18 protein-coding genes are annotated in these 12,695 nt (G+C 61.7%); all 18 read left to right on the top strand.

Annotation, left to right across the window (positions count from 1 at the left end):
• The first annotated feature begins 15 nt into the window (after window positions 1-15).
• The 18 genes from VFO25_06595 (at window position 16) to VFO25_06680 (ending at window position 12,683) form a co-directional block, all read left to right on the top strand.
• Window positions 16-330, top strand: a complete 315-nt coding sequence (locus VFO25_06595) for a hypothetical protein (protein ID HET9342564.1) — start codon at window positions 16-18, stop codon at window positions 328-330.
• 318 nt (window positions 331-648) lie between these two features.
• Window positions 649-1,203: a DUF308 domain-containing protein gene (locus VFO25_06600; GenBank protein HET9342565.1), complete on the top strand. Its 555-nt coding sequence runs from the start codon at window positions 649-651 to the stop codon at window positions 1,201-1,203.
• Between the two features lie 12 nt (window positions 1,204-1,215).
• Window positions 1,216-1,884 carry a rhomboid family intramembrane serine protease gene (locus tag VFO25_06605; protein ID HET9342566.1) on the top strand — a complete coding sequence of 223 codons (669 nt, stop codon included), beginning with the start codon at window positions 1,216-1,218 and terminating at the stop codon, window positions 1,882-1,884.
• A 22-nt stretch (window positions 1,885-1,906) separates the two neighbouring features.
• Window positions 1,907-2,329: a hypothetical protein gene (locus VFO25_06610; GenBank protein ID HET9342567.1), complete on the top strand. Its 423-nt coding sequence runs from the start codon at window positions 1,907-1,909 to the stop codon at window positions 2,327-2,329.
• Window positions 2,330-2,427: 98 nt separating this feature from the next.
• Window positions 2,428-2,826 (top strand): DUF1801 domain-containing protein, encoded by a 399-nt coding sequence (locus tag VFO25_06615; protein ID HET9342568.1) that lies wholly within the window; start codon window positions 2,428-2,430, stop codon window positions 2,824-2,826.
• Complete coding sequence (locus VFO25_06620; protein ID HET9342569.1) at window positions 2,823-3,521, top strand: DUF899 domain-containing protein; 699 nt, start codon at window positions 2,823-2,825, stop codon at window positions 3,519-3,521. Before VFO25_06615 ends, VFO25_06620 begins: the two co-directional genes overlap by 4 nt.
• Before the next feature lie 36 nt (window positions 3,522-3,557).
• Window positions 3,558-4,130: a hypothetical protein gene (locus VFO25_06625; GenBank protein HET9342570.1), complete on the top strand. Its 573-nt coding sequence runs from the start codon at window positions 3,558-3,560 to the stop codon at window positions 4,128-4,130.
• Window positions 4,131-4,229: 99 nt separating this feature from the next.
• Window positions 4,230-5,285 carry a peptide chain release factor 2 gene (gene prfB / locus VFO25_06630; GenBank protein HET9342571.1) on the top strand — a complete coding sequence of 352 codons (1,056 nt, stop codon included), beginning with the start codon at window positions 4,230-4,232 and terminating at the stop codon, window positions 5,283-5,285.
• Window positions 5,286-5,410: 125 nt separating this feature from the next.
• Window positions 5,411-5,665: a hypothetical protein gene (locus tag VFO25_06635; protein ID HET9342572.1), complete on the top strand. Its 255-nt coding sequence runs from the start codon at window positions 5,411-5,413 to the stop codon at window positions 5,663-5,665.
• Window positions 5,666-5,767: 102 nt separating this feature from the next.
• Window positions 5,768-6,661, top strand: a complete 894-nt coding sequence (locus tag VFO25_06640; protein ID HET9342573.1) for a glycosyltransferase family 2 protein — start codon at window positions 5,768-5,770, stop codon at window positions 6,659-6,661.
• A complete protein-coding gene (locus VFO25_06645) occupies window positions 6,637-7,326 on the top strand; it encodes a uracil-DNA glycosylase (GenBank protein HET9342574.1) in 690 nt (229 codons plus the stop codon). The genes VFO25_06640 and VFO25_06645 overlap by 25 nt, the downstream gene beginning before the upstream one ends.
• A 2-nt stretch (window positions 7,327-7,328) precedes the next feature.
• Window positions 7,329-8,423: a 23S rRNA (adenine(2503)-C(2))-methyltransferase RlmN gene (gene rlmN, locus VFO25_06650; GenBank protein ID HET9342575.1), complete on the top strand. Its 1,095-nt coding sequence runs from the start codon at window positions 7,329-7,331 to the stop codon at window positions 8,421-8,423.
• A gap of 34 nt (window positions 8,424-8,457) precedes the next feature.
• Window positions 8,458-8,832 (top strand): cupin domain-containing protein, encoded by a 375-nt coding sequence (locus tag VFO25_06655; protein ID HET9342576.1) that lies wholly within the window; start codon window positions 8,458-8,460, stop codon window positions 8,830-8,832.
• Window positions 8,833-8,846: 14 nt separating this feature from the next.
• Window positions 8,847-9,239 (top strand): MmcQ/YjbR family DNA-binding protein, encoded by a 393-nt coding sequence (locus tag VFO25_06660; GenBank protein HET9342577.1) that lies wholly within the window; start codon window positions 8,847-8,849, stop codon window positions 9,237-9,239.
• Window positions 9,240-9,267: 28 nt separating this feature from the next.
• Window positions 9,268-9,642, top strand: a complete 375-nt coding sequence (locus VFO25_06665; GenBank protein ID HET9342578.1) for a glyoxalase superfamily protein — start codon at window positions 9,268-9,270, stop codon at window positions 9,640-9,642.
• A complete protein-coding gene (locus VFO25_06670; protein HET9342579.1) occupies window positions 9,639-10,553 on the top strand; it encodes an ATP-binding cassette domain-containing protein in 915 nt (304 codons plus the stop codon). The genes VFO25_06665 and VFO25_06670 overlap by 4 nt, the downstream gene beginning before the upstream one ends.
• Window positions 10,550-11,869, top strand: coding sequence for an ABC transporter permease (locus VFO25_06675; GenBank protein ID HET9342580.1), 1,320 nt, complete (start codon window positions 10,550-10,552; stop codon window positions 11,867-11,869). The genes VFO25_06670 and VFO25_06675 overlap by 4 nt, the downstream gene beginning before the upstream one ends.
• Window positions 11,870-11,951: 82 nt before the next feature.
• Window positions 11,952-12,683, top strand: a complete 732-nt coding sequence (locus tag VFO25_06680; protein ID HET9342581.1) for a beta-ketoacyl-ACP reductase — start codon at window positions 11,952-11,954, stop codon at window positions 12,681-12,683.
• Window positions 12,684-12,695 lie beyond the last annotated feature (12 nt).

Raw genomic sequence — 12,695 nt, forward strand, 5'->3', positions numbered from 1 at the left:
TGGAGATGAGAGAGCATGGGCTGGGAAGCGGTTACGGCTATCAGCACCGCGATCATGGGACTTGTGATCGCGGTGACCGCGTTCGTCGGCCTCGATCAGCTTCGGCAGTTACGTGAACAGCGCCGCGATTCTGCGACCGTCGAACTAGTCCGAACCTTCCAAGATGTCGATTTCACCCGCGCTGTCGGCCTCGTCTTTACACTACCGTCCGGCATCTCGGCGACGGACTTGCGGGCTCAAGGACGCGAGTACGAGGAAGCTGCGCGCTTAGTGGCGCTGCGCTTTGAGAGCCTCGGTGTTGCTCGTCTTCCGGCGAGCCGTCGCATTTGACGTGACCCAGGAGCTCATCGGCGGCGCCGTCGTCACCGTGTGGGAGCGACTCAAAGATTCGATCCGAGAGACGCGCGAAGCTCAACAGTATCCGATGTGGATGGAGTGGTTTCAATGGTTGGCAGAGCAGTTTGCGAGGCAGGACCGCTTGCAACAGAGTCCGGCCCACGTCCAGCATCGTGACGACTGGTCTCCGGGTCACTACTCGCCTCACACCTCAAGTCGAACGGTCGTTCGCGAGGCTGGTCTTACGCGTCGGCTGAACTGCGCCTGAACATCTCGCTTGCACCTTTCGCAGCACGTTGAATGGAGGCCGTCATGATCGACGCGATCTCTAGCAGGTGGTGGATTTTCCTATTGCGCGGACTCGCGGGTATCGCAGTCGGCGTCATCGCGTTCGTGCAGCCCAGCGCCGCACTTATCGGGCTCACGCTCGTATTGGGATTTTACTCGTTCCTCGTCGGCGCGCTCCTGATCGCCGTCGCCGCTACCGGCGTCGCCGGAGATCGCTGGTGGGCGCTCTTGCTCGAAGGCATCATCGGCGTGGTCATAGCGGTTCTCGTCTGGTCGTGGCCGGTCGAGAGCACCCTTACGTTCGTGTATTTCGTAGCATCGTGGTTCATCCTGACAGGGATCCTCCAGGTCGCAGCCGGGATACGTTTCCGCGACGTCATCGATAACGAATGGCTGTACATCGTGGCGGGGATCATCTCCGTCGCTTTCGGCGTTTTCGTGTTCCGCATGCCCGAGGGAGGTGTCGTCGCGACGGCGTTCCTGTTCGGTTGGTATTTCCTGCTCTTCGGTCTGGTGCAGACGATGTTCGCGTTCAGGCTGAGATCGCTGAACGCCGGCATGACCAAGCGCGCCGCGTAGCCGGATCATGCGATGAGCGTAATCCCTCTCACCGACGCGTCACGCCGTCCGGCCGGTTTTCCCGTCGTCACCATGACGATCATCGTCATCAATGTGATCGTGTTCATCCTCGAGCTCGCGAACGGCGATGCATTCGTCTCCAGGTGGTCACTCGTGCCCGCCGACATCTCGGCAGGTCATCACCTGGAGACGATCTTCACCGCCATGTTCATGCACGCGAGCTGGTCGCACATCATCGGCAACATGGTGTTCCTATGGGCCTTCGGGCCGGAGATTGAAGACTCGATGGGCCGTGGGCGCTACGCCGTGTATTATCTACTCGGCGGAGTAGCAGCGATGCTCGCCCAAGTCGCGTTCGATCCGCACTCAACGGTCCCCAACCTCGGGGCCAGCGGCGCGATCGCGGCAGTCATGGGCGGTTTCCTCGTCACGTATCCGCGCGATACTATCCGCTCGCTGCTCGTGATCTTCGTGTTCGTGCGCGTGGCGTACATCCCGGCGGCGCTGTTGGTCGGTGGTTGGTTCCTGCTGCAGCTCTTGAGCGTCGGTACGATCGCCGCGACCCAGAGCGGCGGCGTCGCGTACGTAGCGCACATCGGCGGGTTCATTTTTGGAGCAGTCACGGCGCGGCTCTTCGAAGATCCAGCGCGCATCGCTCGCCAGCGGATGACCGTTATGTAGGCGGCGAGAAAGTAGATAGGACATGACTGACGCTCGACCAGCGCCGGAGCTTTCGCTGTTCCGGCTCTACGTGCTTCGAGCGATGTACTTGCTCATCGCGTTCGCCCAGGGGAGTCAGACCTGGCCGGCCATCATACACCATACCAAGCCGTGGGATATGTGGCACGGCGTCGGGATGAGTTTCCTCGGCGCGCTGACCGCACTCTCACTTTTGGGAGTTCGATACCCGGTCAGGATGCTGCCGCTTCTGATCTTCGAACTGGCGTGGAAAATGTTGTGGGTCCTTGCGGCTTGGCTCCCGCTGTGGCTCGCGCACCACGTCGATGCCGACACGGCCGATAGCTTCTTCCCGATAATCGTAGGCGTCGTTCTCGTACCACTCGTCCTTCCGTGGGGATACATCTGGAAGAACTACGTGACAGCGCCAGGCAACCGTTGGAAATAGCGTCCATGGCCTTCGTACCTGAAGCCCTCACGAAGGCGTTGGGGTAGAACTGACAAATCTTACCGGCCGCTACGGAGCGATATATGGGGGCCGGCGAAATGATCAAGAAGAGCAGCGCGAAGAAAAGTGAGTCTCCATCCAAACTGATAGATGGAAGGATAAGGGAGCTCGACGATTGGCGCGGCAAAATGCTCGCGCGGCTGCGCTCTCTCATCAAGCAGGCCGATCCTAAGGTGGTCGAGGAGTGGAAATGGCGCGGGGTCCCGGTGTGGGAACACGATGGAATTATCTGCACGGGTGAGTCCTACAAGAGCGTTGTAAAGCTGACGTTCGCTAAGGGAGCCTTCTTGAAGGACCCTTCAGGCCTATTCAACTCGAGCCTGGAAGGCAACCTCAGACGTGCCATCGATATTCGCGAGGGCGAGAAGATCGATGAGAAGGCGTTCAAGACGCTGATCAAGGCCGCTGTGAAACTGAACTCCAGGAGAGCATCATGACCACCGGAAGTCCGAACACGGGCATCGCGATGAGCACGCCGCCGATCGTATCGGCGGAAGCGTGGGAGGCCGCACGCCAAAAGCTGCTTGTGAAGGAAAAGGAGTTGACTCGCGCGCGCGACGCGCTCGCCGCCTCGCGGCGGCGGATGCCATGGGTGGCGGTGCCGAAGCGATATGCGTTCGACGGGCCGGAAGGGAAGGTTGGCTTGCTCGACCTTTTCAAGGGCCGGCGTCAGCTGGTGGTCTACCGCGCGTTCCTAGAGCCTGGCGTGGAGGGGTGGCCCGACCATGCATGCGTCGGCTGCTCGCTGATAGCCGATCACATCGGCAACCTCGCGCATTTGAATGCTCGCGACACGACGCTCGTGTTCGTCTCTCGCGGGTCGCAGGCGGACATCGAACGCGTAAAGGCCCGCATGGGCTGGCAGCACATACCGTGGTACACGATCACCGATGAGTTCGACAAAGACTTCGGCGTCGACGAGTGGCACGGCACGAACGCGTTCATCAGAGACGGAGACAGCGTGTTCCGTACCTACTTCGTCAACAACCGAGGCGACGAGGCGTTCGAGAACACGTGGAGCTACCTCGACCTGACGGCGCTCGGACGGCAAGAGGAGTGGGAAGACTCACCCGCGGGCTACCCGCAGTCCCCGCCGTACAAATGGTGGGAGTGGCACGAAGAGTACCCCTGAGGGTGAACCGCGCACGAGTGAGAACGCCCTAGCGCGATGCAGCCGTTCGACTTCGTCATCACTTTCTTTTCGTTCATCTTCTCGCTCGCGCTCGCGCACCTGCTGCTCGCGGTCGGACAGATGATCCGTCACCGTCGCGAGCTCGTCTTCGATTGGGCGCATGCGTTGTGGATGTCGGTCGCGCTCGGTACGCTCACCATAAATTGGCTCAGCTTTTGGGACGGCCACACGCTTGGGTCGCTTTCAATGGCGACGATAGCGATCGGCTTGGCCTTCTGTATCAACCAGTACTTGGTCTGCGCGCTTGTCTCGCCCCGAATACCGCGCGAAGACGGCGTCGACATGCGCGCCTTTCACCAGCAGCAAGGTCCTACATACATATTTGCGATTCTCGTGCTCTGCGTGTTCTCGATCGCGGTGAATCTGCTCGGCGGGTCAGCTCTCGACATGACGAATTGGGCGACGCAGAACGCCGGCGTCCTCGCGATGCTCGCCGTCCTCATACCTGCGCTCGTCTGGCGTGCACGCTGGGTCCAGGTCGTGTCGCCTGCGATTCTCATCGTGCTGATCGGCGTGTTCCTCGTAACCTACTATCCGGTGCTTCGCTGACCGTCAGCGACGCTCGGCGATAAATGACGGACGAGCCGTCGCGGCGAATCGAGACGACGATGAACGAACAACTTCGAATCGAACTCCAAAGGATCAAAGATCGCCTGCAAACCCTCAAGGTGCGTCTTTGACTATGCCGGCAAGCTCAGCCAGATAAACGCGCTCGAAACCGAGACGCACGACCCCTCGTTCTGGAACGACCCGCAATCGGCGCAGAAACATATGAAGCGCCTCGCTGATCTGCGCGCCGAGATCGCCGTGCTCGAGCCGCTCGTGCTGAAGGCGAACGAGATCGGTGAGTTCCTGGAACTCGGCGAGGCAGACGGTGCGCTTGAAACGGAGCTAGCCGCAGAGATCGACGTGTTGCGTAAGCGCGTCGATGAAGCCGAGATGTCGGCCGTGCTTGACGGCGAGTACGATTCCCACGACGCCATCGTCAGCATCCACGCCGGTGCGGGCGGCACGGAGGCGTGCGACTGGACCCAGATGCTCGCCCGCATGTATCTGCGCTGGGCGGAACGTCACGGTTACCGCACCGAAATCGTCGACTCGCTCGAAGGCGAAGAGGCAGGACTCAAGAGCGTCACGTTTCTCATCGAGGGCCGCAACGCGTACGGATATATGGAGAGCGAACGCGGCGTCCATCGACTGGTCCGCATTTCGCCGTTCGACGCGGCCAAACGCCGTCACACCTCGTTCGCATCGGTGGACGTGACGCCCGACGTCGAAGAAGGCGAAGCGATCGAGATCAAGCCCGACGACATCGAGGTCGAGACGTTCAAGAGCGGCGGAGCAGGCGGCCAGCACGTCAACAAGACGGAAAGCGCCATCCGGATCACTCACAAGCCGAGCGGCATCATCGTCGCCGTTCAGAACGAACGATCGCAGCTCGCCAATCGCAATCGAGCGATGAAGATGCTCGCTGCCCGCCTAGCCCAACGCGACCGCGAAGAGCGACAGGCGAAGCTTGCGGCGCTCGGCGGCGACAAGAGCGCTATCGAGTGGGGAAGTCAGATCCGGTCGTACACTTTGCAGCCCTACACGATGGTGAACGACCATCGGACCGAGGTGAAGGTCACGGACGCGCAAGGCGTGCTCGACGGCGACCTCGATCAGTTCATGTGGGCGTATTTGCAGCAGCGACGCAGGACATAGTTTACGGTTGCTCTGCTCGTCGGGCGCAGGTCCGGGACAAAACGCGCCGAAATATAGGGGTGTATCGGTCCCGCGGTCGTCGTCAGACTAGAGACGAAAAGACGACGCGCGACGGGAGAAAGGGGGTGGTCGCCGTCAGTACAGACAGTAGTAGATTTCACCCAGGTCTTACGGTCGGCGAAGCGTTCGCTCTCCACCCCGGTGCGAGAGCGGTCTTCGCCAACTTCCACCTCGGCGGATGCGCCCACTGCGCGATCTCGGAGTTCGAGACCATCGAGCAGGTGAGCGAGGGATATGGGATCCCGCTGGAGATGATCATGGATGCCCTCAACGGGCTTCCGGTTCTGAATCCCCAGGTTCCGGTCGAGAAAGCCTCTTAGAACTTCCGGTAAATCCACCCCCGAGCGTCCGACACGGACGCTCGTTTTTTTATACCGCGCGCTAGAAATGGCCGCATCCGCCGTCCGAGGAAGTCGCCGAGGATGCCAAGGGTTTCGGTGATCGTCGTCAGCTACAATGCCGCCGATCAGCTCGAGTCGTGCCTGCGTTCGCTGGCGGCACTGCCGGAAGTGCGGCGAGACGCGTCGTTCGCCCAGGTGATCGTGTCGGACAACGGCTCGGCCGACGACAGCGTCGCGCTCGCCAAGCTGGCGTTCCCCGGAGTCGAGGTCATCGAGAACAAGGCGAATCTCGGCTTTGCGAAGGGCTGCAACGTCGGCGCGCGTTTTGCGAAGGCGCCGCTGCTGTTCTTCTTCAATCCCGATGCGGTCGCTCATCGGGCGCTGCTCGAAAACGCCGTCGCATACTTCGACGCACATCCCGACGTGGCGATGGCCGGCGCCAAGCTGCTCGATGAGGACGGTTCCGTAGCCGAGTCGTGCGGCGAGTTCGACACGTGGTGGCAGGCGTTCTTGCGAAGCTCCGCGTGGGGCGACCTGCCGATCTTTCGCAAGCAGGCCAACGGCTACAAGCTCCGACGGTGGGACTATTCGACCGAACGCGACGTTGATCTCGTCGTCGGCGCGGCGATGTTCATCCGGCGCGACGTGTTCGAACAGTTGGGCGGGTTCGACGAGCGTTTCTTCCTCTATCATGAGGAGATCGACTTCGCGCATCGTCTCCGCGACGCAGGCAAGCGCGTCGTCTTCCTGCCGCAGTGCGTCGTCACGCACCTGAGCGAGCAAGGCGGTTCGCGCAAGACGTGGGGCAAGACCGGCGTGCTCAATTGGCGTCAGCGCAGCCGCCGGTTGTATTGGATCAAGCGCCACGGCAGGCTGTGGTACTGGTCGCTCAGCGCAGCGCTGGCGGGGAGATACTTGTTGTTCGTCGCAATCGTCGCCGGAGTGGTCGTGTGGATACGAAGCGTTCTGCATTAGCGACCTTGCACGCACAAGCGGATGCGTGCCGCCGCTGCGCGATCGCGACGACGCGCGATAAGATCGTCTGCGGCGTCGGCGATCCCGATAGCCCGCTCATGATCGTCGGCGAAGGTCCGGGCGAGAACGAAGACCGCAAAGGAGAGCCTTTCGTCGGACGCGCCGGCGAGCTGTTGACGAAGATGCTCGCCGCGATCGGTCTGCGCCGCGAGGACGTCTTCATCACGAACACGATAAAGTGCCGCGCCTCCACGGAAGAGAACGGCCGGGTTTACAATCGCGCGCCGATGCAGGAAGAGATCGCCAACTGCCGCGAGTTCCTCGATCGCGAGATCGCGATCGTCAAGCCACGGGTCATCCTTGCCGTCGGCGCTCCCGCAGCGAAATCGTTCCTCGGGGCCGGCTTCAGCATCACCCGTCAGCGCGGCATCTGGTACGCCGGGCCCGCCGGCACCGATCTCATCGTCACGTTCCATCCGGCGTATATCTTGCGGCTGACGGGCGGCCAGATCGACGCCGTGAAGCGACTTGTATGGAACGATTTGCAGGCAGTGCGGCGCAAGCTCGACGAATTGAAACAGGCCGACGATGAACGAGGCGAGGCCGGCGCCGGTCGAGCTGAAGCTCGACCGCTACAAGAGGAACCCGAGCTCAAGCTTTTTTGACGATGACGAAGACGCACGAACGCGATCCGCGCGACATTTGGTGGAGCGGACGCGCCCGCGAAGCCGGATTCGAGAGCGCCGAGGCCGCAGCCGCGGCGCTCGGCTTGCAGCGCTATCGCCTCGACCAGATATATCGCGCCGCGACGAAAGAGCTTGTCAACGACTTTACTGCGATCTCCGTCTTGTCGACCGACCTGCGTAAGCATCTCGCCGCACGATTCAAGCTCTCGAGCCTAGCGCTCGAGCGCGAGGTGACGTCGAAAGACGGCCAGACGACGAAGTTCCTCTTCGCGCTGCACGACGGCAAGGAAGTGGAAGCCGTCCTCATGCGTCATCGCGAAGGGCGGACGACCGCGTGCATCTCATCGCAAGCTGGCTGCGCGCTCAAATGCGACTTCTGCGCCACCGGGCAAGGCGGATTCTTCCGCAACATGACGGCGCTCGAGATCTTCGACCAAGCCGTCCACGTCGCACGGCGTGCGAGGCAAGACAAGCTCGGCCTCACCAATCTCGTCTTCATGGGCATGGGCGAACCGTTCCTCAACTACGACGCGGTGATGGACTCGGTCGCGCTGCTCAACGATGGACAAGGCTTCAATCTCGGCGCGCGCCACATCACGATATCGACCGCCGGCGTCGTGCCGGGCATCGAGAAGTTCGCGAAGGAAGGTGTCCAGATCAATCTCGCGATCTCGCTCCATGCGCCCGATGACGTGCTTCGAACCGGACTCATGCCTATCAACAAGAAATGGCCGATCGCGAAGCTCATGGACGCGGTCAAAGAGTACATCGCGGCGACGAACCGCAAAGTCTTCTACGAGTACCTGATGCTGGCCGGGGTGAACGACAGGCCCGAAGACGCGCGCCAGCTCGCCGATCTACTCGGTGGTCCGCTCCACCACGTGAATCTCATACCGTACAATGCGACCGACGCGCCGTATCGACGGACGGCGCCGGCCGCGATGCGACGTTTCCAAGAGATCCTACGCGAGCGCGGCGTACCTTCGACTATCCGGCACACGATGGGCGACGATATCGCCGCTGCCTGCGGTCAACTGCGCGTGGACACGCTGACCCAAACGCACAAGGCCGTATGAAGACGTTAGACGAGCAGCGACTAGGAGCGAAATCATGATCGACGATCGAGAATTGGCCGTGATCATCAAGCGGTTCGAGTCGCCGGACGAGGTCCGCGAATTCGAGAAGGGGCGCTTCGAAGTGGTCCGCGTCGGCGGCATGACGATCGGACGCGCCACGTACCAGCCTGGTTGGAAATGGTCGGCTCACGTCGGCGCCGGCCTGGGCAAGACGTCATGTGAGGTCGAGCATGTCGGCCTCGTCGTTTCGGGTTGTGCGACAGCCGCGATGGATAACGGTGACGTGCTCGAGATGCGCGCTGGCGATCTGTTCTACATCCCGCCGGGTCACGATAGCTGGGTTGTCGGCGACGAACCGTACGTGTCGCTGCACTTCCATGGCACCGACGCCTACGCGCGCAACAAATAAGATCACGATTTGATATGGCGACGTGGCGCGATGTCCGCCGGCTTGCGCTGGCGCTGCCCGGTACGAGCGAAACCGCCTCGCGCGATCATGCCGCGTGGACCGTCAACGACAAGTTCTTCGTGTGGGAGCGCCCGCTGCGCAAGTCGGATCTCGAAGCGCTGGGTGCGCACGCCCCGAAAGGTCCGATACTCGGCGTCCGCACCTCGGGCCTTGAGATGAAAGAAGTGATGCTAGCGAGTGATCCGGGCGTGTACTTCACGACGCCGCACTTCGACGGTTATCCTGCGGTGCTCGTCCGCCTCGACAAGATCGCCGTCAAAGATCTCAAAGATGTGATACGCGAGGCGTGGCTCGCACGCGCGCCCAAGAAAGTCGTCGATGCGTTCCTTAATAAGAGCCGAAGGTGAAATCGAAAGCCCGCGGTAAGCATCGAGCATGCCCTCGCTCCTTCAGCGGACGATTCCCGTCCTGCGCATGTTCGACGTCGCAAAGGCTCGGGAATTCTATATCGATTATCTCGGCTTCAAAGTGGAATTCGAACACCGCTTCAACGACAACGCTCCGCTTTTCATGGGCATCTCCCGCGACGGCCTCATGCTCTACCTGAGCGAGCACCACGGCGACGGCAGCCCGGGCGTGCACCTCATCGTCGAGACGACGGGCGTCGACGACTTGCTCGAGGAGCTCAAAGCCAAACACTACCGCTACATGAACCCGGGCATCCAGGAGCAGGAGTGGGGCTCGCGCGAGTTGGGCGTCGTCGACCCGTCGGGCAACAAGATCTACTTCAGCGAGCGCAAGCGATCGTGACGCCGAAAGTGACGCTCGACGTCGACAACATCACGAAGACGTTCACGAATGTCCGCGCGGTCGATGGACTGTCGTTCACCGCCAAGTCTGGGACCGTGTTCGGCCTGCTCGGACCCAACGGTGCGGGTAAGACGACGACGATCCGTATGGTGCTTGACATCATCGTGCCGGACTCGGGAGCGGTTCGCTGGCAAGGCAAGACGGTCGATGGGGATAGCCGCCGCACGTTCGGCTACCTGCCCGAGGAGCGCGGACTTTACCCGAAAATGAAGGTGTGCGACCAGCTCATGTTCCTCGCGCAGCTGCACGGGCTCTCGGCACCAGTCGCAAAGAAGACCATCGAAGATCTTGCCTCACAGCTGAGTCTCACCGAGCATCTCGAGAAGGCGCCGCAAGAGCTTTCGAAGGGCAACCAGCAAAAAGTCCAATTCATAGCGGCCGTCGTGCACGCACCTCCGTTGCTCGTCCTCGACGAACCGTTCTCCGGGTTCGATCCGGTGAACGTCGAGGTCGTCAAGAAATCGATCCGGCAACTCGTCGAGGCCGATACGACGGTCCTGCTTTCAAGCCACCGCATGGAACAAGTGGAAGAGCTCTGCGAGGACGTCTGCATCATCGACCGCTCGCGTGCAGTCCAGTCGGGTAACCTGCGCGAGATCAAGCGCAACTGGCCGGACCGCTTCATCCGGATGACGCAGCTCCCGAATACGGATTTCCTCAAGGCGTTCCCGGGCGCATCGGTATTGCCGAGCCGCAACGGTTACCTCGATGTGAAACTCCCCGCCGGACATGCGCCGGCGGAACTGGCGCGCGCGGCGATCGCGAGCGGGCCTCTCGACCACTTCGAAGTCGTCGAGCCGAGCCTCAACGATATCTATCTCGCCGCGGTCAAGCCGGAGCAGACGCCATGAGCACGGTGTGGCTGCTCATCAAGCGCGAATTCGTCGAGCGCGTGCGCCAACGGTCGTTCATCGTCGCAACGGCCCTCGGCGTCGTGCTCATCATCGGGCTGGCGCTCATCCCATCGATGATCGCCGGTTTCGCGAGTTCGACGTCGACGAAGTTCATCGTCGCGACGCCGGATTCGGGGACGACGACCGCGGTCGAGAAGGCACTTGAGAAGACCGGGAATATCGTCGAGACCGACCCGACGATCCACCCGACGACGGGCGATCTCCCGCCTTCATTGAGGGCGAAGCTCATGCGGGGGAAATACGACGCCGCGCTTATCGCCTATCGCGACGAGAAGCACCAGCTCGCGTTTGCGTACTACCCGAAGTCGTCGAACGCGCTTCAGAACGCCGACGATGTCCGATCATCGCTTCAGCGAGCTGTCATACTCGCCGACGTGAGCGCGACGCAGCGCGACGCCGTTTCCCAAGCGCTCAAGTTCCCGTTCGACGTCCACAGCCTGAACGCGCGCTACAAGAACGCGAACGATGAATTCTTTTCCCAAGGCATCGTCTATTTTCTGCTCATCATCTTGTATATCGCCGTCATCACGTACGGCATGCAAGTCGCAACGGGCGTCATCGAAGAGAAGGCGAACCGTATCATGGAGGTCATGATCGGCGCCGCGCGTCCGACGCAGCTGCTGGCAGGCAAGATCTTCGGCATCAGCGCGGTGGCGCTGCTCCAGTTGACGATCAACGCCGTGGCCGCGGCCGTCGCCGCGATCATCGCGGGCGTTCTATACGGATCATCGCCGAACGGCCAGCAAGCTGTGGCGCTCGCGCAGAAGACGCAATCCGCCCAGCAGCAGCAGCTGACGCACCTCATCGCGACGCAGGGCCTACCCCACGTGCCCTGGGGTACGCTCGCATTCCTCATCGTTTTCTTCTTCCTCGGGTTTTTCTCGTACGCGGCCATCTACGCCGGTGTCGGTTCGCTGCTGAGCAAGCCGGAAGAAGTGCAGCAGTACTCCATGGTCTTCATGGCGCCGATCATCGCGGCGTACGTGCTGGCGATCTTCGCGCTGCAGTTCCCGGACCTTAACATCGTCGTCTGGGGCTCGATGATCCCGCTCGTCAGCCCGCTGCTCATGTTCACCCGCATATCGACGACCGACGTGCCCGCATGGCAGATCGCGGTCTCGATCGGCGGGTCGCTGCTCGCGATATGGGGCCTTACGATTCTCGCGGGCAAGCTCTACCGGGTCGGCGTGCTCATGTACGGGAAGCCGCCGCGGCCGAGCGAGATCTGGCGCGCGCTGCGCGCCCATACGTAACGACCTCGGGAGGACCGCGGCGGTCGACCGTAAAGGTCGGCCGCTCCATCGCCCTCACGACATAAGGAGACAGACACACGTGTTGAGCGAACGCGTCGCCATCGTCACGGGCGGCACACGCGGCATCGGCGCCGCGATCACCGCCGACCTCGCCTCGCGCGGCTGCCACGTCGCCGCCGGCTACAGCAAGGACCGCGAGAAAGCGGACGAGCTGCGGAAAAACCTTCCCGACCATTCGGTCTCGATCCATCAGGGCCGCGTCGATGATCCGGCGTCGTGCGAGCGCGTCGTCAAAGAGGTCCTGCGCGATTTCGGCCGCATCGACTACCTCGTCAACAACGCCGGCATCACGATAGATAAAACCGTGCGGAAGATGACGCCCGACGAGTGGCATCAAGTTCTCCAAGTGAATCTCTCGGGTGCTTTCCATATGACCAAAGCGGTGCTCGAGCACATGCTCGAGCGGGGATCGGGGCGTATCGTCAACATCAGTTCCGTCATCGGCGAGACCGGCAACGTCGGTCAGGCGAACTACGCTGCGTCAAAAGCCGGATTGTTCGGCCTCACGAAGAGTCTCGCGCTCGAGATGGCGCGAAAGGGCATCACCGTGAACTGCGTCGCGCCGGGCTTCATCGAGACCGAGATGGTCGGCGCCATGCCGAAAGCCGTGCTCGATACAGTCATCGAACGGATCCCATTACGCCGGCTCGGCCGGCCGGAAGAGGTCGCGCGCGTCGTGCGATTCTTGCTCGAAGACGAGGCCGGCTACATCACCGGCGCGATCTACAGCGTCAACGGCGGATTGGAGATGTAGCGGTCGAGATTT

Source organism: Candidatus Eremiobacteraceae bacterium (assembly GCA_035710745.1).
In the GTDB taxonomy this organism is placed as follows: domain Bacteria; phylum Vulcanimicrobiota; class Vulcanimicrobiia; order Eremiobacterales; family Eremiobacteraceae; genus JANWLL01.

Excerpts from the sequence above, each read along its gene's own strand:
- VFO25_06675 (HET9342580.1), top strand. The coding sequence starts at position 10,550 with ATGAGCACGGTGTGGCTGCTCATCAAGCGCGAATTCGTCGAGCGCGTG.
- rlmN (HET9342575.1), top strand. The coding sequence starts at position 7,329 with ATGACGAAGACGCACGAACGCGATCCGCGCGACATTTGGTGGAGCGGA.
- VFO25_06660 (HET9342577.1), top strand. The coding sequence starts at position 8,847 with ATGGCGACGTGGCGCGATGTCCGCCGGCTTGCGCTGGCGCTGCCCGGT.
- VFO25_06655 (HET9342576.1), top strand. The coding sequence starts at position 8,458 with ATGATCGACGATCGAGAATTGGCCGTGATCATCAAGCGGTTCGAGTCG.
- VFO25_06605 (HET9342566.1), top strand. The coding sequence starts at position 1,216 with ATGAGCGTAATCCCTCTCACCGACGCGTCACGCCGTCCGGCCGGTTTT.
- VFO25_06625 (HET9342570.1), top strand. The coding sequence starts at position 3,558 with ATGCAGCCGTTCGACTTCGTCATCACTTTCTTTTCGTTCATCTTCTCG.
- VFO25_06595 (HET9342564.1), top strand. The coding sequence starts at position 16 with ATGGGCTGGGAAGCGGTTACGGCTATCAGCACCGCGATCATGGGACTT.
- VFO25_06620 (HET9342569.1), top strand. The coding sequence starts at position 2,823 with ATGACCACCGGAAGTCCGAACACGGGCATCGCGATGAGCACGCCGCCG.
- VFO25_06665 (HET9342578.1), top strand. The coding sequence starts at position 9,268 with ATGCCCTCGCTCCTTCAGCGGACGATTCCCGTCCTGCGCATGTTCGAC.
- VFO25_06610 (HET9342567.1), top strand. The coding sequence starts at position 1,907 with ATGACTGACGCTCGACCAGCGCCGGAGCTTTCGCTGTTCCGGCTCTAC.
- VFO25_06615 (HET9342568.1), top strand. The coding sequence starts at position 2,428 with ATGATCAAGAAGAGCAGCGCGAAGAAAAGTGAGTCTCCATCCAAACTG.
- VFO25_06640 (HET9342573.1), top strand. The coding sequence starts at position 5,768 with ATGCCAAGGGTTTCGGTGATCGTCGTCAGCTACAATGCCGCCGATCAG.
- VFO25_06600 (HET9342565.1), top strand. The coding sequence starts at position 649 with ATGATCGACGCGATCTCTAGCAGGTGGTGGATTTTCCTATTGCGCGGA.